General features: G+C 39.6%; 19 protein-coding genes and 1 CRISPR repeat array. Of the genes, 8 read left to right on the plus strand and 11 right to left on the minus strand.

Translation table 11 applies throughout. The annotated features are described in order from the left end of the window. The first annotated feature begins 68 nt into the window (after window positions 1-68). Complete coding sequence (locus tag UCH003_RS08470; RefSeq protein WP_231964763.1) at window positions 69-851, plus strand: DNA adenine methylase; 783 nt, start codon at window positions 69-71, stop codon at window positions 849-851. A 174-nt stretch (window positions 852-1,025) separates the two neighbouring features. After that, window positions 1,026-1,769: a CRISPR direct-repeat array (repeat unit 30 nt; unit sequence GTTTAAATACAAATCTTGTGTCGGTTCGAG). A gap of 165 nt (window positions 1,770-1,934) precedes the next feature. Here the strand turns inward: UCH003_RS08470 and cas2 are convergent. The 9 genes from cas2 to cas6 are packed head-to-tail and all read right to left on the minus strand — an operon-like array spanning window position 1,935 to window position 10,852. After that, window positions 1,935-2,246: a CRISPR-associated endonuclease Cas2 gene (cas2, locus tag UCH003_RS08475; protein ID WP_060826176.1), complete on the minus strand. Its 312-nt coding sequence runs from the start codon at window positions 2,244-2,246 to the stop codon at window positions 1,935-1,937. Continuing rightward, complete coding sequence (cas1b, locus tag UCH003_RS08480; protein ID WP_060826177.1) at window positions 2,243-3,247, minus strand: type I-B CRISPR-associated endonuclease Cas1b; 1,005 nt, start codon at window positions 3,245-3,247, stop codon at window positions 2,243-2,245. Before cas1b ends, cas2 begins: the two co-directional genes overlap by 4 nt. Before the next feature lie 23 nt (window positions 3,248-3,270). Then, window positions 3,271-4,083, minus strand: coding sequence for a BRO family protein (locus tag UCH003_RS08485; protein ID WP_060826178.1), 813 nt, complete (start codon window positions 4,081-4,083; stop codon window positions 3,271-3,273). 9 nt (window positions 4,084-4,092) lie between these two features. Continuing rightward, window positions 4,093-4,587 (minus strand): CRISPR-associated protein Cas4, encoded by a 495-nt coding sequence (locus UCH003_RS08490; protein WP_060826179.1) that lies wholly within the window; start codon window positions 4,585-4,587, stop codon window positions 4,093-4,095. Beyond that, a complete protein-coding gene (locus tag UCH003_RS08495; RefSeq protein WP_060826180.1) occupies window positions 4,584-6,788 on the minus strand; it encodes a CRISPR-associated helicase/endonuclease Cas3 in 2,205 nt (734 codons plus the stop codon). The genes UCH003_RS08490 and UCH003_RS08495 overlap by 4 nt, the downstream gene beginning before the upstream one ends. After that, on the minus strand, window positions 6,788-7,501 hold the full coding sequence (gene cas5, locus UCH003_RS08500) for a CRISPR-associated protein Cas5 (protein WP_060826181.1): 714 nt from the start codon (window positions 7,499-7,501) through the stop codon (window positions 6,788-6,790). The genes UCH003_RS08495 and cas5 overlap by 1 nt, the downstream gene beginning before the upstream one ends. Before the next feature lies 1 nt (window position 7,502). Beyond that, window positions 7,503-8,423 carry a type I-B CRISPR-associated protein Cas7/Cst2/DevR gene (gene cas7i / locus UCH003_RS08505; RefSeq protein WP_060826182.1) on the minus strand — a complete coding sequence of 307 codons (921 nt, stop codon included), beginning with the start codon at window positions 8,421-8,423 and terminating at the stop codon, window positions 7,503-7,505. A 12-nt stretch (window positions 8,424-8,435) separates the two neighbouring features. Further along, window positions 8,436-10,139 (minus strand): hypothetical protein, encoded by a 1,704-nt coding sequence (locus UCH003_RS08510; RefSeq protein WP_060826183.1) that lies wholly within the window; start codon window positions 10,137-10,139, stop codon window positions 8,436-8,438. Then, window positions 10,136-10,852 (minus strand): CRISPR-associated endoribonuclease Cas6, encoded by a 717-nt coding sequence (gene cas6, locus UCH003_RS08515; RefSeq protein WP_060826184.1) that lies wholly within the window; start codon window positions 10,850-10,852, stop codon window positions 10,136-10,138. Before cas6 ends, UCH003_RS08510 begins: the two co-directional genes overlap by 4 nt. 118 nt (window positions 10,853-10,970) lie before the next feature. Between cas6 and ybaK the strand changes: the two genes are divergently transcribed. Further along, a complete protein-coding gene (ybaK, locus tag UCH003_RS08520; protein WP_060826963.1) occupies window positions 10,971-11,450 on the plus strand; it encodes a Cys-tRNA(Pro) deacylase in 480 nt (159 codons plus the stop codon). Here ybaK and UCH003_RS08525 read toward each other — a convergent pair. Then, window positions 11,447-11,923 (minus strand): PAS domain-containing protein, encoded by a 477-nt coding sequence (locus tag UCH003_RS08525; protein WP_060826185.1) that lies wholly within the window; start codon window positions 11,921-11,923, stop codon window positions 11,447-11,449. The genes ybaK and UCH003_RS08525 overlap by 4 nt on opposite strands. Window positions 11,924-11,988: 65 nt before the next feature. On the opposite strand from UCH003_RS08525, the gene UCH003_RS08530 reads away from it, so the two are divergent. The 4 genes from UCH003_RS08530 to UCH003_RS08555 are packed head-to-tail and all read left to right on the plus strand — an operon-like array spanning window position 11,989 to window position 18,225. Beyond that, window positions 11,989-13,044 (plus strand): FIST C-terminal domain-containing protein, encoded by a 1,056-nt coding sequence (locus tag UCH003_RS08530; protein ID WP_060826186.1) that lies wholly within the window; start codon window positions 11,989-11,991, stop codon window positions 13,042-13,044. Window positions 13,045-13,100: 56 nt separating this feature from the next. Next, window positions 13,101-14,318, plus strand: coding sequence for a sensor histidine kinase (locus tag UCH003_RS08535; RefSeq protein ID WP_060826187.1), 1,218 nt, complete (start codon window positions 13,101-13,103; stop codon window positions 14,316-14,318). Between the two features lie 3 nt (window positions 14,319-14,321). Beyond that, complete coding sequence (locus UCH003_RS13590) at window positions 14,322-16,505, plus strand: ATP-binding protein (protein ID WP_082709172.1); 2,184 nt, start codon at window positions 14,322-14,324, stop codon at window positions 16,503-16,505. Continuing rightward, entirely contained in the window at window positions 16,486-18,225 is a 1,740-nt protein-coding gene (locus UCH003_RS08555) for an EAL domain-containing protein (RefSeq protein ID WP_060826191.1), read from the plus strand. Before UCH003_RS13590 ends, UCH003_RS08555 begins: the two co-directional genes overlap by 20 nt. Here UCH003_RS08555 and UCH003_RS08560 read toward each other — a convergent pair. After that, window positions 18,206-18,904: a response regulator transcription factor gene (locus UCH003_RS08560; RefSeq protein WP_060826192.1), complete on the minus strand. Its 699-nt coding sequence runs from the start codon at window positions 18,902-18,904 to the stop codon at window positions 18,206-18,208. The genes UCH003_RS08555 and UCH003_RS08560 overlap by 20 nt on opposite strands. Before the next feature lie 115 nt (window positions 18,905-19,019). Between UCH003_RS08560 and UCH003_RS08565 the strand changes: the two genes are divergently transcribed. After that, window positions 19,020-20,306, plus strand: coding sequence for a hybrid sensor histidine kinase/response regulator (locus UCH003_RS08565; protein WP_060826193.1), 1,287 nt, complete (start codon window positions 19,020-19,022; stop codon window positions 20,304-20,306). Beyond that, on the plus strand, window positions 20,282-22,411 hold the full coding sequence (locus tag UCH003_RS08570; RefSeq protein WP_144441000.1) for a WD40 repeat domain-containing protein: 2,130 nt from the start codon (window positions 20,282-20,284) through the stop codon (window positions 22,409-22,411). Before UCH003_RS08565 ends, UCH003_RS08570 begins: the two co-directional genes overlap by 25 nt. Window positions 22,412-22,413: the final 2 nt, after the last annotated feature.

Raw genomic sequence — 22,413 nt, forward strand, 5'->3', positions numbered from 1 at the left:
CTTGCAATCAAATTCTAAAATATTTTTAGGGGATACCCTCAAAATATTACAAAATGAAAGGTTTTTGCATGGAGAGACTCAAAGAGTATCACAACGTCCCAAGAGTTGCCCCGTTCGCGTGGGTTGGAGGTAAGTCAAAGCTTGCCGATAAGATCATTAAAGAGTTCCCGGAACATCAACGTTATGTTGAGGTCTTTGGAGGAGATCTTAATGTCTTCTATAGAAAGCCTCGAAGTAAAATAGAAGTCGTTAACGACATCAACTCCGATCTAGTCAATCTACACCTACAAATACAAAAGCGACCTCAATCACTCCACCTCTATCTAAACCGCATGTTTGTCTCAAGGGAGATGTTCACTCGCATTAAAACTAAAGCGCTGCATCCACGAAACGACATAGAGCGCGCCGCGTTTTACTATTATTTAATAGCACAAAGCTTCGGTTCAAAAGGCACAGACTTCGCAATGCCAAGAGGTTCAAAACCAAGAGTAAAAAATTTAGATAGGGACTTTCGCGTCTGGTCAAAGAGACTGCAAGGTGTTTGTGTCGAAAATATGGACTTTAAAAAGCTTATTACGACCTATGATCATCCCGACACGCTCTTCTACCTTGATCCACCTTATGTAGGTACGGAAAGCCACTATAAAACACCTTCCGGATTCAATATCGATCAGCATATTGCATTGGCAGAGATGCTCAGGGGGATCAAGGGTCGGTTTGTGCTTTCATACAACGATTGCGAGGTCGTCAGAGACCTATATAAGGGCTTCGAGATCATAGAGGTCTCTACGTTATATAGTTTACGAGGAGGAAGTCAAAAACAGGCTAAAGAGGTCATTATCAAAGGGTAGGCGCTTCGGCGCTTACTCATTTAGTAGTTTAAAATTTGAATTGAATATGATAGCAAAGTGGGATAAAATCGGTTAAAAGAGCGTGTAACTATCATTTTAAATTCAAATTACTAACATTTTAAGCGCGGTTGTACACGAGGTCGTAAACGCCGTCGAATGCTAAAACGGGGGATAGTTTAAATACAAATCTTGTGTCGGTTCGAGTCGATTTTTTGCGTGACCTACAATGTCAGCCACAATTGTTTAAATACAAATCTTGTGTCGGTTCGAGAAAACAATTATAGAAGAGGCAATAAGAAAACCGAGTTTAAATACAAATCTTGTGTCGGTTCGAGCAAGGACGGATACGCCCAACCTAGATAAAAAAGGTAGTTTAAATACAAATCTTGTGTCGGTTCGAGCCCATTAAGTTCTATTTCTTCTCTTACTTCATGGGTTTAAATACAAATCTTGTGTCGGTTCGAGATTTTTCAGTCTCTTTTCTTTTGCCTTCTAAATAGTTTAAATACAAATCTTGTGTCGGTTCGAGTTTATTTTGAATATCCATACTGTCTTTATGATTAAGTTTAAATACAAATCTTGTGTCGGTTCGAGTAAAAGAACTTTATCAAGTAGATTGGTTTGAAAAGTTTAAATACAAATCTTGTGTCGGTTCGAGGTTATAGCTTTCGTCCCAAGAATAAGTAGTTGAAGGTTTAAATACAAATCTTGTGTCGGTTCGAGCTTCGCAAGAGATTTTAAAGTGGGATAAAGCAGGGTTTAAATACAAATCTTGTGTCGGTTCGAGGATATGTTAAAAACTGTTTAGACGCAACCGTCAAATCGTTTAAATACAAATCTTGTGTCGGTTCGAGGCGCTTCTCCAACAACATAATCAATAGCACTAACGTTTAAATACAAATCTTGTGTCGGTTCGAGGGCTAGATTATGGCACTTTCTTAAAAGAGTATTCCCATAAAATAGCCATTTTGGTCATTTTTTCCAATGAAAATTAACAGTAAAATGTTAAAGATCAAAAAGGCGACTTAACGCCCTATTTTAGCAATTTCCCGCCTAAAAAGAACTAAACCGTGGTTGGAAAAATTAGATGAAAATTCCCTCGCTCTCCTTTTTTGGATTTCCAAGATTTTCTTCGCTAAAACTTCCTGAGCTGAGCATCTTGATGATCGTCACGAAGTCGATCTCTTGGTCGATCACTTTTTTAAGTTCGCTTTGAAGTTTTATTTGATTGGCGGGTGTGATATTGCCTCTAAAGATAGACTTTTGGTGATGTTTGAGGTATTTTTTACAAATTTTGAAAACTTTGGAGACACGGTATTTGCCAACATCGCTGAATTCATCGGCTATATCATAAAACAAAAAGACATAATTGTAGTTGGTTGTGTCCTTTTTCACATCTTTTCCTTGAGCAAAAAGGGTGTAAATTCTCGTCCTTCGACAATGGTTTTGATGAGTTTGTAGCCATCAAGTTTAAGACAATGTTTGTACGTTACCTTGCGTTTGAGCTTTACATGTAAAAAGGTTTCGTTCATGCGCTCTTCAAATGCGTCGATAAAAATCTTCTTACCCTCTTCGTTTAAAAGTGCGTAATTGAGGTTTTTGTCAAAGTGTTTGAGCACTTGGAGCTTCTTTCGTCCGACCAAATCAAAAATGGTTTTGAACACAATGACGGGTTTAAACGCTTCACTCAAGTCCAGACTCAAACTAAAGCGCCCTTCCCTCGGGCTGTGCAAAAAACTGATGGACTGGTTAAGATGCGTGTGATAGATGGAGGCGATGGTTTTGGTATATAAAAGCGTGTTGCCAAAGCTAATGAGTGCGTTCATAGGATTGTCCGGTGGACGCTTGACACGCTTGTTCATCACAAAATCTTCAGGCAAAAAGTATTTAAAACTGTCGTAAAATCGACTCCAAATCTGCCCCTCGACAAAGAGTATCTGCTCCACTTTCATCGTTACATGTAAAAGTGATGGCACATCGTTTTTAAGCCAATCAAGATACAGTTTGAGCTCTTTTTTGTCGTGACGGTAGTAGTGGTACAACACTTCGTGGATGTTTTGAGCGATGGCTGAGACAATGTTTCTAGCAATACTCAGTCGTTCATTGACAAAACACAAGGCTTGCTTGACATTTAGGTCACCACTGACAAGGTACGCCTTAGGGTAAAACGTGCCGCTGTAATTGCCGTGGTAGTTGAAAATATGCAAAGTAATGCCTGCTTTGGCGATGAAGTCTAGAAACTTCGTGTTGAAACTCACTTCATTGAGGCAGTAAAGCTCCCTCGTCTCTTCGATGGGCAAGTAAAAGTTGCCCTTTTCGTTGCGAAACGCGATGGAATTGTCCTTGCGACTCAGCTCGCCCATAGAGAAAATATAACGTGTGTGGTTCTTTGCCATGGTTCATCCTAAATCATCAAACATCATTTTTTTTCCAATAAAGTTTTTGCATTTTGTTTCGTCACCACGCTTTTACCTGTCTTTTTTTCAATTGCTTTGCGTGTATTTCCGGCAATCGTACCGCCTTGTTTGGCGACTTTTTGACTCTCATCAAACCTTTTTGGCTTTTTCTCTTTTGAGATTTCAGTTGTGGTAGCTTCGGCTAACATCGTAAGTACGAGTTCTAAATTGGTCATATTGTCTCGTAGATTTTCTTTTTGAAGATTTTTGAGCGTTTTGTATTCTTGCGTCGTATGACCGCTCCATGCTTTTGAGATGATGTCGGTTAGCTGTGCAAACTCTTTGCCCTCCTCAACACCTCTTGCTTTCCACTCATCAGTCAGCTCTTTTCGTACTTCAATGCTTTTGAGCCTTTGGTTAATCCACTTTTCTGTATAGCCCAATTTGAGATAATCTTGCATCGCTTGATCGATGGACTTTTCGGGGTCTTGCATCGACTCAATTCTCTCATATCCGACCTTTGCAAGCCACTGCTTAAACGGTTCAACATGCGGTGATGGAATAGACTGAATAAGCCGTAAAAGCTGTTCAGTTGTCGCTACATCCGTAGCTCTCATTTTCCCATCAGATGCTTGCATTTTCAACTGTCCGATTTTTTCGGACAATTCACTTCCTTCTTTTTTAAGCTTGTTTTTTAAGTCACTCCAATATTTTCTAGGTCGGTCACTCTGGGTTAAAACCTCAATAGCATCTATAACGCTAAAATACCAAAGCTCATGCTCCTCATCCCAGTGACTTCGTATCTGTTTTGATTCAAAAAGTTGTATTTTTTCCATGACAGTTCCTTATATAAAGCAGTAATCAAAATAAGCACATTTTTTACACTTGTTCTCAAACTTCGGCAGTGGTGGTGTCGGCAAAGTAATCAGTGTCGTTATAGCTTCCAAAACAGATAAAAGTTCTTTTTCATTCGCATCATCTAGCTCAATGATCTCACTTTTGGTGTTGTGATTTTTCTCGTTGTACTCAACTTTACCTTTGCGCTCGATGCCTTTGCCTTTGAGTTTGTACAGATAAAGCAACACTTGCCACTTCACCGCTTCTGGGTCAGAGTCTGACTTTTTGAGTTCCACAAGGTATTCTTTGGTGATTTTATCGATTTTGACATTGTCGATTTTGACTTCTGCCTTTTTGGCTTTTTCTTCGCTAATCTCATGAAGCACCTTGCCAATGCGCACATCTTCACTGTTGTCTTCAAGGTTGATGCGATTGGCGTGGAGCCAAAGTTTGGTTTTGCAGATGAAATAGTAGGAAATTAGAGTGCCTGTAATGTTATTCATTCGCCACCAAACTCATAAAAACCATTATGGCTGTCTTCAAGAATAATACCCTCATTAAAAGAGTAATTCAGCTTCAAAACTTTATAAAATGTTTTTTCTTGTGTTACATGTAAATAACTTTTTTCATAATAAAAAGGTAGAGAAATCGTATAATCAAATGTTCTTTTTTTCTCATCCATAAAATCATCATAAAGCCAATAATCATTTTTCTGACTTTCTGGAGGAATATCTCGTAAGTCATAATTATCTGATGATTGATTAATTCCATGTAGGTTTTTAATAGTCACATCGTACTTTTCATAAGCACTCTTAAAAAGCCGTGTAATTTTGTTATTTGTTGCAATATCTTCTTCAAATAATTTATCATACACAATATTCAACCATTCAACATATTTACCAAGTTCAAAATAACCATTTTCTATGGTTTCAAATGTTAATTTTAAAAGCTCAATTTCTTGATAAGGAAATTTTTTCTCGTATTTATAAATATAAATCTCACCTTTTTTATCTGTATCTTTTTTGCGATTAACTCGTCCAAAACGCTGAATCAATCCATCAATAGGTGCATTATCTGTAAACATCACATCAAAATCAATATCTAAAGAAATTTCAACGATTTGCGTTGCCACAAGAATAAAAGGTTTCTTTTGTTTGAGTTTTTCAAAAATCATCTCTTCTTTTTTTTGCTTATCTATTTTTTTAAATGTAGAGTGGTACAACATAATTTCTTCATCTTTTAATGAAAATTCATCTTTAAGATACTTATATATTTTAGCTGCACTTTTAACAGTATTACGAATAATTAAAATATTTTTTGATTCTTTGAATTTTTCTTTAATGAAGTCAAAATCATCATCTAACTCATACTCTTTTTTAATAATATCATTAGCTTTTTTTTGAAATAAATCATTTTGTGTTATCGTTAAATACGTTTGAATATTGAGTAATTTTTTAAGTTGATTGGGGATGGATGCACTCATCAAACAAACTCTTACATCGTATTCTTGGCATAACTCCAAAAATCGTTTTAGAAATCCCATCAATTTAAAATCGTAAGCATGAACTTCATCAATAATAATGACAGAATTTAAAAAGTTTTTTGTTGCAATATTGAATCTTCCTATATTGATAAAATACTTCAATAACGAATCAATGGTCGATACAGTAATAGGCTTATTGAAACTTTTACTAATAAGAAAATCGCTTTGAAAAACATCATCTACAATGCCATTTTCTTTTTCATAAGCTTTTTCGAGAAATATTTTAGCCGTAGAATGAATCAATCCGCACTCTTCTTTATCAAAAAAATTTTGGATTCGATCATAGAGTTTATTGGAAGTTGTTTGAGTAGGAAGCGTATAGATAATTTTGGTATTTTGATTATAAAGATTGTAAATTGCCCAGAGCAAAGAGCCTTCGGTTTTACCTTCACCTGTTGGGATTTCAACAAGTACACTTTTGTTTAAAAGCGATAATTCTTCTTGAAAAGGTCTTAATTTATCAAACGTTAAATGTGTTACAAAATTTTCTTTTGTCGGTAATGCTAAAAAGGTCGTCGTTGGTTTTGTTTGCGTAAATCTTGCACTTGCTAACCAATCCGCTAAATTCAAGATTCCAGATACATAAGAGTATAAAACTCTAAATTTAAAACAACTTTGTATATCTGCCAATCGTTTTTCAGAAATATTAATATACTGTTTATACAAATCTCTTTTTAATTCTTTAAACTCAAAAATATAAGGGCATATTTCATTGAAAGTTTTTTGATACAACAATGAGTAATTTTCTAATAGTGTTAAATATTGAGGTAAAAATGTAAAATTATAATTTGCACTATCATATTGCTTTGGAAATAACGAATGATGCGATAAAACAATAGAAAATAATAAATTATTTTCTCCAATATCTTTATAAACAAAATCTTTGATATGTAGCAATAAAGAAGCTCCATACAATGGATGGTATGATTTCTTTCCATTATTTATTGTTTCTTGAAACTCTACCGTTGCTTTTCCAATATCATGAAAATAGGCACTAAAAAATATCAAATCACGAATTTTTTGCTCACTCCAACCCGTACATATAGAAACTTTATGAAGTATTTGTGGGTCAATTTGATTGAGCGCTTCTTCTACGACCCACTGTGTATGCTCTTCAAACGTTTGGTACTGTTCATTTGATGTTTTAGCTATTATTTCCATCAATAAAACACCATTTTATTCTCTTTTTCTTTATCAATGTAACTTGTAACGTTTTGGAGCTCAATTTCACAGTTGATAAACTCTACTTGCGGATATTCCTCTTTAACCTCTTTAGAAATTCTCATGCCTTTTTTATCAAAAGCATTAAATTTTATTGGCGTTAAGTTAGGTGTCGGCAATTCTAAGGGTTGGGTTGGGTCTTTGATAAATGCTTTGTACGAATAGGCTTTATTTAAAAATACCGAATTGATTCTATTGGTTGGATTGAGTACTAAAGCATCAATAATCGTTACATTTTTAATAAGAATCAACTCATCATCTAAGCCTAAAGCAGGAGTATTTTTTGGATTTTTCAAAGCACTGTATATTTCATCAAAAAGTGTTTTATTTTTGATACTTAGATAAATCGTATATTTTGATAAAAAGAGCTTATCTCTTCTTATAACGCTTTTCCCCATATTCCCTTTTTCTAATGTTTTATAACTCCATAAATCTTTTGTTTTTCCATTGATTTCATCAATAATGACAGATACATCTATCAACTCTTGATTTAAAATCTCAAAAAATTCTTTTTGAGATTTTAATGCAATATTACACAAAAACCCAATAATCGTAGTTTTCGGTGGAGCTAGAAACGTTTTATGGTAGGTTCTAAAAAAGGGGACTCTAAACGAATTTAAAAGTCCCTCAACCTCAAAACGGATGGCTTCCATTTTAAGCTCCTAAATTATTTTTGTACTCTTCAAGAGCTTGTGCAACGCTCACAACATTATCAAAAGAGCTTCTTATTTCTGCCTCATTTGTAAAAATTCCTTTAGTAATTCCGATGGTATATGACTCAGGTTTATTATCTTTTAAAGCTTCTTGGATTGTTTCTATGTCAATGCTCCCATCAGAATCTACGCTTAAAGCATTTAATAAAAAGGGATTTCCTGTTTTTTGCTTTGCGACAATAATAAATTTTGGAGCAATATCTTCAAGATTGCGAGCTTGTTTTGCACCGCCATTAAAGGATTTAATAGCATCAAGAAATACATTTAAGCGTTGTTTTTTCTCTTCATCACTTAAAATTGATTTGACTTCATAGGTATATTCGTTAATTTCATTGCCGATATGAGAAAGATTTATCATAATATTTCCTCTCATAAAATTTAAAGTGTCAATTTCTACTTGTACGATATTGCCGCTTTTTTTACTCTCATCTTCTGTTTTTTGCTTGCGTGTCAAATAGTCATATTCGCCTTTATAGGGAAATATAGAAACCATTGGACTCACTTTGATAGGAGACCATCTTCGACCACCTTTGGGCAACATAAATCCAAACAAATCCAAATCACATACGGATTTAAAAATTTTTTCTCGTTGCTTATCATCTATTTTTGCATTGAGCGATGGATACTTACCATTTTCTTCAACCGTTGGATTGCCATCTTCATCAACACTACTGATTTTTTCTCCAAGTTGCATCAAAGTTTCTTTCATGTATCTACGTAACGCTTGCCCTGACACATACGCAAATTCATCGCCGTTTGCATTGGAGATTTTCTTCATGACCGTAACATTACCGCCAGAACCTTCGCCACCGTTAAGTGAAGCCACATTTACTTTTGTAATATACGCAATATTTAAAAACATTTTTTCTCCTTTTTATTTTGTTTTTGCAAAACTAACTGTTTTAAATTTATCGATTGCATAGATTGCTATATAATCTCTTGCAATTTCCCAATTTTGTTCAACATTGACTAAAAGATTTTCCAGTGATTCATTAAACTCATTAGAAAATCGTGCTTTGTCTGCATTTTTAAGACTTGAAAATTTCAAATCTTTAAAATATGACACCAACTGTTTATAGTTTTTAACGCTTCTTAGCTTAAATAATAAGTCTTTATCACCAAGCTCCGCACAAAAGAAGCCAACACCATCGCCAATTTTCTTAGCATTTTCATGAATGCCCATTTCACTTCCTCCTAAAATATTTTTTAAATAACTTTGTTCAAATGAAAATAACTCTTTTCCAAAACCCTGTGAATTATTTTTTAAAATAGAGAAACTTGCCACAAAATACTCTTTACGCACATTGTTAAATGAAAGTATTTTTTGACACCAATGCTGTAAATTTAAATTAACTTCATCTTTGCTTTGCGATAAAGAAAAAACCTGAAACACATGCCCTAGATATTTAAAAAGCGATTCTTCTTTTAATTTCATAAAGAACTGAATAAGTCGATACGCTTTAGTATATTCACTCAACGAAGTTTTAAAGGTTCCATCATCGGTATAAATAACAAAACTCATGTATTGTAAAAGCTCAAACAATATTTTTGAGTTCTCAAGAGTATCGTCATCAAACAACACTGCCAAATCTTCATCTTGTAAACTCTCATATTCACTTTCAATATGATAAATCACCGAAAAAAGGTACATAAAAAACTTCATTTCAAACTCTTCGGCACTTGTGGAAATATAAAAGTATTTATTGACAATATCATCTTTTCTTAGAACGTTAAAGAAATCTATATTTGAAGATGTGGTCACAACTTTGCCATCATCATTTCTATACTCTTGTCTATTGTCATTGATTTGTAAAAACTTTTTAAAGGTATTGAGTGCTTCTACGTTAGATGAATTGGGATAAATAAAATACGAATAGTTATAAAATCTTTGTACTCGTCCACCAAACCAATACATTAAGGCATTCCATTTATCAATTTTATAAGTTTGTGGCTGTTTTAGCATATCGTGAAAATAGTCTTGTCCATCTTCAAAAGAGTGAATTTTTGAATCAATCGATAAGATGTTATCACTGGCAAAATATTGGCTAAATCGCTCAATAGCCGTATCTAATGCGATAGCAACAATCACTTCATTATTTTTATTGGGAACTTTTAAAGTGCCATTTGACTCTGTTTCTGGCTTTAACTTCGTTCTTTCGCAGAAATCGAGGTAAAGTTTTTCAACCTCTTCTCGACTTAATCCTAGCTCTGATATTTTTTTGTACAAATAAACACCATTTCGTAAATCATTTTTCTGACCACCTTTGGTGTCAAACTTTTTATCTACAATAAAATCCATCTTTATTTCATCAAAATACCATCGATCATTATCTGTCTGATAAACTATTTTATTGTCTTTTAAAAACGAATTAAGGATTTGGGTATAAACTTGATCTTCTTTTTGCGCATCAAATTCTAAGGTTAATTCATTTTGATCTAATGAGAAAGTTATATCAAAGTCTTTGTTTTGGAGAAATTGGTATAAATTGACGATTCCATTGTTATAGAAAAAATCTTTACATGTAAAGATTTTCGTGACTCTTTTATTGTCCGAATCGAATAAACTTTTTTCTTTCATCTTATCCCCTTTCCAAGCATAAACCCACCACCATAGCTATTCTTTTCTCCTGCCCCGCACGCCAACGCGACAAATGCCAACTTCTGGCTCACATCATCTTCGTTGGGCACAATCTTAAATTTATTGCCAAAAAAGCGGATGGATTTGCCGTCTTTGGTGATGAGGATATTTTGGGGAACTTTGTTTTTGATTTCGATGAGTTGGATGAAGCTTTGATTTACATGTAAAGATTCTCCAAAGAAGCTTTGGTATTTTTTCTCAGCGTTTTCGTGGAGTTGACGTTGGAGTTGGACGATATCGCCGCTTTCGTTCGTGGTCCAGTATTTGCCGTTGCTGATCGAGACAATGACGGGAGTGGCACTGTAAAGTTCGGTGATGAAAAACTGTGAAATGATTTTTTTATGGGCTTCGACGACGAGGAGATTTTCGTTGTTAATATTTTGGCGTAATGTGGTTTGGAGCGTGTCCATGAGCGCTTCATCTAAGGAGCGAATCGTAAAACTGTAAAGATTCCCTTGCTTGTAGACTTTCTCTTTTTCGATGGGAAGTAACCCTCCAAAAACGTAGTATTTGAAACCCTCTTTTTGGTGCACTTCACCCTTACCTTCTTGGTACATCGAAAAGCTGATGTACTTCGAGAGCAATTCAAAACTCTTCTCAAACGCGATGTCTCTTTTGATAAATGCCTTGCATCTCAGTTCAAAATAACGCATACAAATCCTTTTTTTGTAAGATTAAATAATCATACTACAAATTGATAATAAGGATAGCAAATATTTCAAATCGAAAGATTTTTTGCTACCATTCGTAAAAAAGTTGTGAGAAATGAACATGAGCCTTAAAAAAACAAATGCGGCGCGGTTTTTAGATACGTTAAAACTGCCTTATGAGATGAGTTCCTATGAAGTGGATGAAGAAGATTTAAGTGCGGTGCATGCGGCGCAATCGCTTGGTGTGGCACCTGAATGTGTCTTTAAAACGTTGGTGGCGCGCGATGAGGCAAAGCGCATTTTAGTCGCGTGCATTCCTGCGGCTGAGGAGATCGACCTTAAAGCTTTGGCAAAGGTGGCAAAAGCTAAACGGTGTGAACTGGTGGCAGTCAAAGAGCTTTTGGGGCTTACGGGCTATATCAGAGGTGGCTGTTCGCCGTTGGCGATGAAGAAGCATTACCCGACGTTTATCGATGCGAGCGTTCATCGGCATGAAAAAGTGTACGTCAGTGCCGGACTTCGGGGCGTGCAACTGCATCTTGCCCCGTCCGTGCTGATAGAGGCAACCAAAGCACTGTGCGAAACGATCGTTAAAGCCTAGTTTTGCGCCTCCAAGGCGCGCTTAAGATCGTCAATATCGGTATGCGTACCGACAACGCGCAGGGGCGAGCCCTCTTCATTGCGTGCGATAACGCCGCCTTGCGCTAATATCCATTTATAGTGTCCGTCTTTGCAAAGCAGACGATGTTCGCAACGATAATGCACGATTTTACCGCTAAACAATGCCGCCAATTCATTCAGGCATTGCGTAAAATCGTCCGGATGCACGCGAGAACTCCATGCGTCTATCGTATCGTTGATTTCATCGGGCTGGTAGCCGAGCATTTTTTTCCATTGAGGAGAGAAAAAAATTTCATTGGTTGCGATATTCCAATCCCATATTCCGTGACCGATAAAATCGATCATCTGAATGTCGTACTGTTTATATTCGCTCATGGTTTCGACCTTTTTTAAAACGTTGATGCCATCATAACACGCCAACGTTGCAAACACGTTGCAAGCGATATGACCCAATGGATACAACGCGTTTGTCACGCTAGATGGTGTACAATGACCGCATTAAAACTTTGGAGAGGACGATGTTTGAACAAATCTCTTTTTTCGAGAGTGCGGAAAAACTGCATACGAGTCTTACAAAAGGTCGCTATTTACTGTTCGTCGCCGATAAAACCGACATTGCGCCGTTGGCAACTTTGCCCGACGATATTACCTTCGTCGGTGCCGTTTTTCCGCGCGTTATTTACCGACATCACACGTACGATACGGGAATTATCGTCGCGAAAATGTCCGACTCGACCCTCTCGTGCATTGTCCCCATGGACAATACGACCCAGCTCAAACTCCCCGAAGAGACCAACGCGGTTTTAACATTTTTCGACGGTTATTCGATTCACACCGATCGTTTTTTAGAAGTCCTCTACGCCCAATTGCCCGAACAAGCACGCATTCTAGGCGCGGGCGCAGGTAAAATGACGCTTGATCCCGCATCGTATCTTCTTTTCGACAACACGCAACGCTACACCAACTACGCCATCGTCGTCGCTTCAAAGCAGAGTGTCGGACTGGGAATCAAACACGGTTGGACGACCGTGATGGGTCCTTTTATTGCGACGCATTGTTCGGGACATACGTTGGAAAAAATCAACTTTCAAGATGCCTATAGCGTGTACCGTTCCATCGTCGAAAAAATCAGCGACATTGCTTTTGATCAGACGCCTTTTTTCACGATTGCGCAACGCTTTCCTTTGGGCATCGTTCGTTATAACAAAGACTTTATCATAAGAGAACCCTTTTCGACGAACGGTCAGTCTTTAACGCTCAATGCGCAAATCGACGCAAATTCGGTTATTTCCATCTTAGAAGGTAAAGCCGACGCCATTATCGAAGCGGCTCGCGAAGCCGCCGTTGCTTCCTTACATGTCAAAACACAAGCGCACAGCAACGTCTTACTGATAGACTGTATTTCACGCTATTTACTTCTTAAAGAGCGTTACGGCGAAGAGTTGGAAGCGATTACTTCCGTGTACGATAACGCGATTCCGTTGTGGGGCGTTTTAAGTTTAGGCGAAATTGCCAACGCCAATCAAGAAGGAATCGAGTTTTATAACAATACATGCGTCATAGGTACCCTTTAAGTGTTGTATGATTTTCATCAACAAACGTTATACCGTGCATGTAAGTAGGAGAAACGATGCAATACCTCAACGAACAGCTGCTTTTGACGTTCGAATGCGTCAGTTCCATCGGAACATCCTTAAACTTGGAAACGATGGTCGAGCGTTTTTTGCGTGTTTTTACGCGCAAAACCGGTGCGCTCGCATCGCTTTATTGGCAATACGTTTCCGAAGAAAAAGGCTACGTCGAACGCTGCTTTTTAGGAAAACAGGCGTTAAAACCGCTTTTTAAACGCCCAGACGTACAGAGCTCAAACGATCAAATTAGCGTCCAAACCGAAGGAAAAAACACTTTTTTATACGTCACGATCGATAGAGACAGTATGGTTTTTCTCTTTTATTCCGATAAAAAAGACCTTGAACTGCTCTGTTCCATCGTCTCTTCGTTTCATTCCAAACTCGAAAATGCCGTGCGCGCGTGCAAAAATCACCACGACCTTTTAGAAATCAACCAAAATTTGGAACGCCGCATCGAAGAAGAAGTCGCTAAAAACCGTGAAAAAGACAAACATATCTTGCAACAATCCCGTCTTGCGCAAATGGGCGAGATGATCAGCATGATCGCACACCAATGGCGTCAACCTTTAGGCTCTATCTCTGCCGTTGCCGCATCGATCCGTCTTAAAGTTTCACTCAATCGCCTCGATACGAGCAGTGAAGAAGCCCAAGAGCAGTCAAAAGCGTTTTTGCTGGATTCGATGGGAAAAATCGAATCGTACGTGCAATTTCTGACTCACACGATCGATGATTTCCGCAATTTCTTCAAACCCGACAAGCAAAAAGAGCGTGTAAGCCTTGCCCAACTCGTCAACCGTACGCTCGACATCATCGGCAAAGCGTTGGAGATCAATACCATCGCAATCAAAGTCGACGTCCAAAGCACGCGTGAGATTTTGACGTATGCGAGCGAAGTAACGCAAGTCATTTTAAACGTTTTGAAAAATGCCGAAGATGTCATCAAAGAGCGTCACATCAAATATCCGCACATTTTTATCCACATCGAAGAGCAAGAAGAGTGGCACGTTTTAAGCATCGAAGACAATGCCGGAGGCATTCCCCCACACATTCTCCCGTATATTTTTGAGCCCTATTTTTCGACCAAAAGCGAGAAAAACGGATCGGGATTGGGTCTTTACATGTCAAAAACCATCATCGAAGAACACTGCGGCGGTATGATCTATGCCGAAAATACCCCGATCGGGGCACGTTTTATCATCAAACTCAAAGAGGAATAATGCATGTTACGCCAAAGCTTATCGAAACTCATCCAAAAAGAGTACCTCAAATCCATTATTTTTCCTCTTCTTTTGATCGAAGCGATGCTTCTATGGGCCTACTTTTGGAGCAATGCGCATGTGAGCGAAAGCACGCAAAAAGCCTTGATCGAAGAGACGAAGATCCATATCAAAGAGATTAGCAGTCGTTCCGCCGAAATCGTTAACGTTACGTTTAAAGACGTCTCGCATATGACGGAGCTTTTTCGTCAAGAGCATGAAACGTTTTTTGCCCGATTTGATCCTCAACATGTCGGCATTAAAAGCCACAATTATCAGCAATTGGAAAACGGCGTCATCACCAATACGCAACAAACGCCAAACGCATGTACGCTTTTTTACTCCAACATCAAGCAAACATCGCCGTATCGTCTTGAAAAAGCAATCGCAACCGAAGAACTTGACGGCTTTTACAACACGATGCTTCAAAGCAATCCGAATATCGCACAGGTTTATTTTAACAGTCACGATTCGATGAACCGCCTTTGCCCTTTTATGCCCGACGCACTCAATCAGTACGCACACGACATCGATATTCCCAAGTACAATTTTTATTTTCTTGCCGACGAAAAGCATAACCCTCAGAAAAAGATCGTCTGGACGGACGCTTACCTCGATCCGGCTGGTCTTGGTTGGATGATTAGCGCGATTGCGCCCGTGTACAAAGGCGACTTTTTAGAAGGCGTCGTAGGCGTCGACATTACGATCGATCAGCTGATTTCCAATATTCTCTCCCTTCGCCTTCCCTATCGTTCCATGAGCCTTTTGGTCGACGAACACGGTCACATGTTAGGTATGAGTAAAACGTTAGAACCTTTCTTGGGACTTCAAGAACTTACGTCGCATACTTACGAAGCACCCGTAGAAAATACGATTTCCAAGCCGAAAGATTTTAACCTTTTCGACAATAAAGCCAACACCCTAGCTTCGTTTCTCACGAAAATGGTCAAAGAAAACACTTCTCTGGACGAATTTCGCTATGCCGACACTGATTTTTTGATCACACAAAACCCCATTTCGCAAACAGGATGGAAGCTTATTTTACTTTTAGATAAAGACTCTTTGTTAAAAAGCGGCAAAGACCTGAAAGCAAAAACCGACTTTATCGGCTACATCGCACTTGGTTTTATGGCGTTATTTTACTTGGTCTTTTTATTTATTCTCATTAGCCGAGCCCAACGCTTTTCCGCGCAAATCTTAACCCCGCTTCACGAACTCATTCAAGCGACTCGAAGCCTCAAAGACAAGCTTGTTACGACCAAACTTCCGCATTCGGACATTATCGAGCTGAACACTCTTTTGGACAACTTTTCGGCGATGAGTCACGAGCTGCAAAACTTGTACGATTCGATGGATAAGAAGATCAAAGAGGGCATCTTGGAAAATATGGAAACCCAAAAGATGATGATCTATCAATCCCGCCTTGCGCAAATGGGCGAAATGATCAGTATGATCGCACACCAATGGCGACAACCTTTGGGCGCGATTTCAACGGTCACGGCGAGCATCAAACTCAAGCAAAGCCTCAAAAAATTCGACCTTACAACCTCGGAAGGACGCGTCGCGCAAGACGAATTTTTAACGACGGCCATCGACAAGATCGAAAATTACATCCAATTTTTGACCAATACGATCGACGATTTTCGTAACTTTTTCAAACCCGACCAACGTCACGAAAAAAGCTCTTTGGCGCACATTATCGAAAAAACGCTTCGCATTATCGGAAAAAGCCTCGACGTTCACAAAATTGCCGTAGAGATCGACAACCGTTCGACACGTGAGTTTATCACGTACGAAGCGCAAGTGACGCAAGTGCTCATTAATATCTTAAAAAACGCCCAAGACGTGCTTCTTGACAAAAAAATAGAAAATGCTACGATACGCTTGAACGCTTACGAAGAGAAGGAATTTTTTGTCATCGAGATCGAAGATAACGCCGGAGGTATCCCCGAGGCGATTATTTCCAAAGTGTTCGATCCCTACTTTTCGACCAAAGCGGAAAAAAACGGCACGGGGCTTGGACTTTACATGTCAAAAACGATTATCGAAGAGCATTGTCACGGCATTTTAAGCGTCTGCAATACCGAACGCGGAGCAAAATTCAGCGTGAAAATTCGGGGAGAATACGATGTCCGTAGCGATCAATGAGCTTTTAACGCTCACGTCTCATTTACGCGTTTTATACGTCGAAGACGATGCGATATTACGTGAAAACACCGTCGCGCTTTTAAGCGATCTGTTCGCCTCCATCGACGAAGCAAGCGACGGACAAGAAGCATACGCGCGCTATCAAGAACAACCCGACGTGTACGACATTTTAATTACCGATTTGAATATGCCGCATATGAACGGCATGGAACTCATCAAACGCATTCAAGAGATCAACCCGTTTCAGCTGATCGTCGTCGTCTCGGCGCACAACGAAACCGAATATTTTTTAGAGAGTATCCGCAACAACGTCAACGGCTATATCCTCAAACCGATCGATTTTGAACAGCTTTTAGAAACGCTTTACAAAGTCTCGTTGCTCGTCAAAGAGCGCAAAGAAAACATTCAAAATAAAGAAAAACTCGAAGCCTTGCTCCAAGAGCAACACCAAAAGCTGGAACAAAACGATCAAATCGTGCATGAGTTTTTAACGCTCGACAAGGTGACGAAACTCCAAAACGCCACGATGCTCTACACGTTTTTGGACCGTTTTTTACAAGACCATGCACTCACCGTTATGCTTTACAATATCGATGATTTTAGCTTTATCAATCAAACTTACGGCGTCGATTTTGCGGACGAAGTTTTGTACAAAGTCGGTGAATTTCTGCGCTATAACCTCGCAAAAGACGTTCATCTGTATCGCTACAATTCCGACGAATTCGTCATTCTCTTCGATCCCGATCTGCTCAGCCCCGAGCTTTTTGCGATTCAGATTCAAACTTTTTTTAGAGAAACACCCGTCGGAGAGATAAACAATCGCCCGATCTACGTGACGCTTTCATGCGGTATCGCAACGTCTCGAAATCCCGCATTGTTGCTCTCCAACGCGCGTATCGCTTTGCGTGAAGCTAAGATGCGCGGTATTCCGAGCCAGTACAACGTCTACAACGCAAGCGATCCTTTCTTAAAACGCTCCGAAGTCGAAACGACGTGGATTCAAAAGTTTCGCTTAGCCTTGGAAGAAGACCGCGTTATTCCCTATTTTCAACCCATTATCGACAATCAAACGGAAAAAATCGCCAAATACGAATGCCTCGCCCGCATCGAGGACGACGGTGAAGTTATTTCGCCCTCGCACTTTTTGGAAGCGGCGCGAAGAAGCGGTTTGATGAGTAACCTAACCCGTATGATGATTAACAAATCGTTCAAAAGTTTCGCGGATCAGAGCATCGAATTTTCGTTGAACATCACCAACGAAGATTTACTCGACGATACGTTCATCGACTTCTTACATGTCAAGCAAGCCCAATACCGCATTGACCCGCATTGCGTTATTTTCGAAATTTTGGAAGACATTATTTTAAGCGACCTGAATAAAATGCCGCTTAAAAACCTTCACGTCCTCAAAGCTATGGGATACCGTTTGGCGTTAGACGATTTCGGAAGCGACCGCTCAAACCTCAACCGTTTGGACAATATCGGCGTTCAATTTCTCAAAATCGACGGACAGTTTGTTTTAGGCATCGACCAAAATTTGCGCAATCAAAATATCGTCGAAACGATTACTGCGATGGCACATAAAATGAGCGTTCAAGTGATTGCGGAATTTGTCTCGACACGCGGGGAATACGAAACAATTAAGCGTTTAGGCGTGGACTTTTCGCAAGGTTTCTTTTTCGAAGCACCGGCACATTTCCCTAAGCCGTCTTCGTGTTGAGTTTGTACCCTCTGTTTTTCAAGTTGACGATCGAGTTTTCATACCCGAGTTTGTCGCGTAAACGCTTGACCAAAGCGCGAAGCGTGGAACTGTTGACCTCTTCGCTTTGCCAAACGACATGGGCGATCTGCTCGTTGCGAACAAACGCATCGGCATGCTTGACCAAAATATAAAGCAACGCCTCTTCTTTCGCGGTTAGCGTCTCCAAAATATCGTTGACATGTAAGGTGCGCTCGTTCATCGAAAAAACGACGCCTGGGTGTAACACGACAAGATCGCTTGTCGGAACGCTTTGAGGTTTTTGCCCGCAAAGATGGGCGGTAACTTTGATCATCGTGTTGATTAAATGTTGCGAATCGAAAGGCTTCGTTAAAAAGCTAAAAATCCCCAAATCGATACTTTTCAGAAAATAATCGGTCTCTTTGTACGCCGAAATGACGATTACCGTTTGCGTAGGATTTTTCTTTTTAATCTTTTCAATCAAATGAAGCCCGTTTTGTTGGGGAAGCTGAATATCGGTAATGACCAAATCGTACGTGCGGGTTAGGTAATGCGCATAAGCGTCTTCCGCCGATGCAAAGGCATCGATCGTATCGAAGAAATCTCCTAAAAAAAGGCACAATTCCTCATTAAGCGCGGTATCGTCTTCAACGAGGAGTAACGACAGTGAATGACGCACGATGTTCCCTTTAGGCAATTTTTGGGAGTAATTTTGGGTTAGTATAGCAAAAAATACAACTCAAATACAACGCTTACGTTATATAATAGTCCCATCAAACGATGCGGAGAGCTTTATGGAAAATGCGATTGATCAACTCATTGCTTGGAGCAAGGATCTGAATGTTTTGTATGTCGAAGACGACGTCGCCTTGCGCGAAGAAGTTAGCCTCTTTTTAAGCGACATCTTCAGCCGAGTCGATTTGGCGAGTAACGGCGAAGAGGGATTGCAAAAACTCGCAAAAAACCAATACCATTTAGTCATTACCGACATTCGTATGCCCGTAATGGACGGCATCGAAATGATCGAGAAAATCAAAGAGCTTTATCCCGAACAACCCGTCTTGGTGACCTCCGCACACAACGAAATCGATTACCTCGTCAAGCTCATCAATCTCGGAGTCGATAATTTTATTACCAAACCGCTGCAAAGCGAACAAATTTTCAAAGTTTTACATAAAATCGTCGAGCATATACACCACAAAAAGGAGTTACGGAAAATCGAACACGATTTACGCGAAGCTCACGCCCAGTTAGAAAAACTAACCCAAATGCAATCGCGCTCTTTGGATTTGAAAAATGCCGTTTTAAAAGCCTACAAAGAAGCCCTCGATAAAGCGACCATCGTCTCAACAACCGATAAATTCGGCGTTATTAACGACGTTAACGAAAATTTTTGCCAAGCTACGGGTTACGGAGAAGAGGAGATCGTCGGTAAAACGCACCAGCTGATAGTCCATCCCTCGACCGATAAAAAAACCTATGCCGATTTGTGGAAAACGGTTTTAGCCAAACAAACCTGGCAAGGGCTGCTCATCAACCAAACGCACACACTTTCGCCTCTGTATCATTACACGACCGTCGTTCCCATTTTAGATGCCAAAGGCGACATTAGCGAATTGATCTGGATTGTGCAAGATTTGACTGAACTGCATCGCATTCAAGAAGCAAAAACCCAAGCTTCTTTGGATATTGCCTTAAGCCTCAAAGAAGACGAATTTTTAAAACAATTGCCTTTTGCCGCGGCGATGCTAGACGAAACGTTTCGATGCGAACGTTACAACGCCTCTTTTGAAACACTGGCGATGAACCACGTCAAAGAAGAGACGTTCGTCACGTTGACGCAAAAAAATCTTTTCCTCAAAGAACTCGTCTATTTTGAAGAAATGGACTATTTTCAAACCCTATCCGACATCTTCGATAAGTTTCCCTACGAAGGAGACATCACGTTCAAAGGAACGATCCAAACGATCGATCATATGCAAGAAGTTCTCGTCAAAATTACGCCTTATGCGACGCATTATCTTATCAGCGTCATTCCCCAAGAGGATTTTGAACTATGCTGCCAAGTTCTAGGGAGATAATTTTACACAGCGCCGTTTCGCGTATGCATTTGGCGCAAGACGACATGTCGCTTCAACTCATCGATAACGACTGCCGTCTGCACAAAATCGATCTCGAATCGCTTAAGATCACGAAAAGTACGTCCTTATCGCATCTTTACGAACACGATCTTTTCGATTATTACCGTCGTCCGTTTGCGATTACGCAACACTTAGCCTACATCTCTTTCTCACAAAAAGGGGTAGAGCACCTCGTCGAGGTAGATTCGAAAATTTTGCCGATTTTTACGTTTTCGTACAACAAAAACGAACAGATCAGCAAAGCGGCATTTAGCGAAAACGGCAACTATCTGATCACCGGTAACGAACACGGACGCGCTTACGTCGTCTCGACCTTGGACGGAAGTTTACAGGCCGATTTACCGATCAGCAGCGACGTCATCAGCGCGGTGGAAGTTTCCGAAACCTATCGGCTAGCGGCACGCGCTTCGTTTACCAAAGAGTTGGTCGTGTACAAACTCAACACGCGCAGCGTCATTTTCGAACAAAAGCTCGATGCCGTCATCGAAATGATGCTTTTTTTAGACGATCGCTATCTTTTGGCGATTACCCGTAATTCCAAACTGCTCAAAATTGACCTTTACCTACAAAAAATCGAAAAAGAAGTGCTCCTCGATACGGTCTTGTGGCCTTGCGTCTTCATTCTTTCGCACAGTCAAAAATTTCTCTACGTCGGCACGCGCGAGTCGGTTCTTTTTGCGATTCACGTTAAAACCTTGGAAATTTTATACCATGTCAATCTTCCCTACCAAGGCATTACGACGCTTGCTCGTAGTAAAAAGTATTTTATCATCGGCTTCAAAACGGGCGAAGTCGTTTTTTACAACCACCGCGAATTTGAAACGGAGTTTATCAACCACATTCGTTTGCACCAAATCAAAGAGGCCTCTTTGCTCTTTAACAAAAATATCTTTTTGATGACGCATCGCGAAACCAAAAAAATCTATGAGTTTTGGGAAGAAGAGAAAAAAACGATTATGGAACTTTTGTCACGCGGTGAAATCGAAGGAGCGCAAAAAATAGCCGAACCATACCTTTTCCATCCCAAATGCAAACTGGAATTTACCGATCTTTCCCTCCTTCAGCCTGATCTAATGAGCTTACACCGCTATATTCGCAGTTTTCATTTCGCGCTGGCCTATCAGTTGGTCAAACTAAAACCCGCACTGAAAAAAAGTTCTTTATATGCCACGATGGAAGCATTATGGACAAAAAGTTTCCAAAAAGCGCAAATTTTACTAGCACGAGAGCCTATCCTTAACAAAGAAAGCGCCAAAGAGGCGTTGCATCTTTTTGAAGACGTTGAAGAGAAGCAATCTATTATCGAAAATATGCTCAAACGTTCCGGTATTTTTACACTCGCCGAAAATGCAGCCAAAGAAAAAAATTTCGCCTTTTATTTTAAACTGGTCGCGCAAAATCTCTTTTTGGAATATACCCCGCTGTATCAAAAAGTGCTGCAAATTGCCGAACGACTGCAACATGAAATCAACGTCTCATTGGAAAACCGTTTTTTTGATCAAGCCCTGACCTTAGCCGATATTTTGCACCAATTTAGTCCCTATCGCCATCAAGCCAATCGTCTCAAAGAAGTTTCAAAAGCATTGATGATTCTCGAAGAGCACCTTGAACATCATCGCCTTTTTGAAGCCGTTAAGCTTCAAGAACAATACCGTTTACAGACCAATTATGCACCGATCGTTACACTGGAGCAACTCAAAATCGCCTTCCAAGAAGAGCAAAACCGATTGCTTAGTACCAAACACTACGGTGCCGTTTATGCCAATATCTTGCCGTATATGAGCCTCACGGTCTGTCGGCAAAACGTCGCCAATATCATGCGTCAATACTACATGTCGCAACTCGAAGACGCGATCGCAAACACGAGCTCTTCAATCGACTGGGAAAAGACGTTTTTGGAGTATTGTCGTTTTTTCCCGACGGATAAAATTTTGGTCGAATTTGCAAAACGTCACGGTAAAATGGAGGTTTTACAACGCATATCCGCGATTGCGCGAACCGAAGAATCACCGCAGTATCCAAAGACGATCGTCTGTAGGGCATAAGC

Source organism: Sulfurospirillum cavolei (assembly GCF_001548055.1).
In the GTDB taxonomy this organism is placed as follows: domain Bacteria; phylum Campylobacterota; class Campylobacteria; order Campylobacterales; family Sulfurospirillaceae; genus Sulfurospirillum.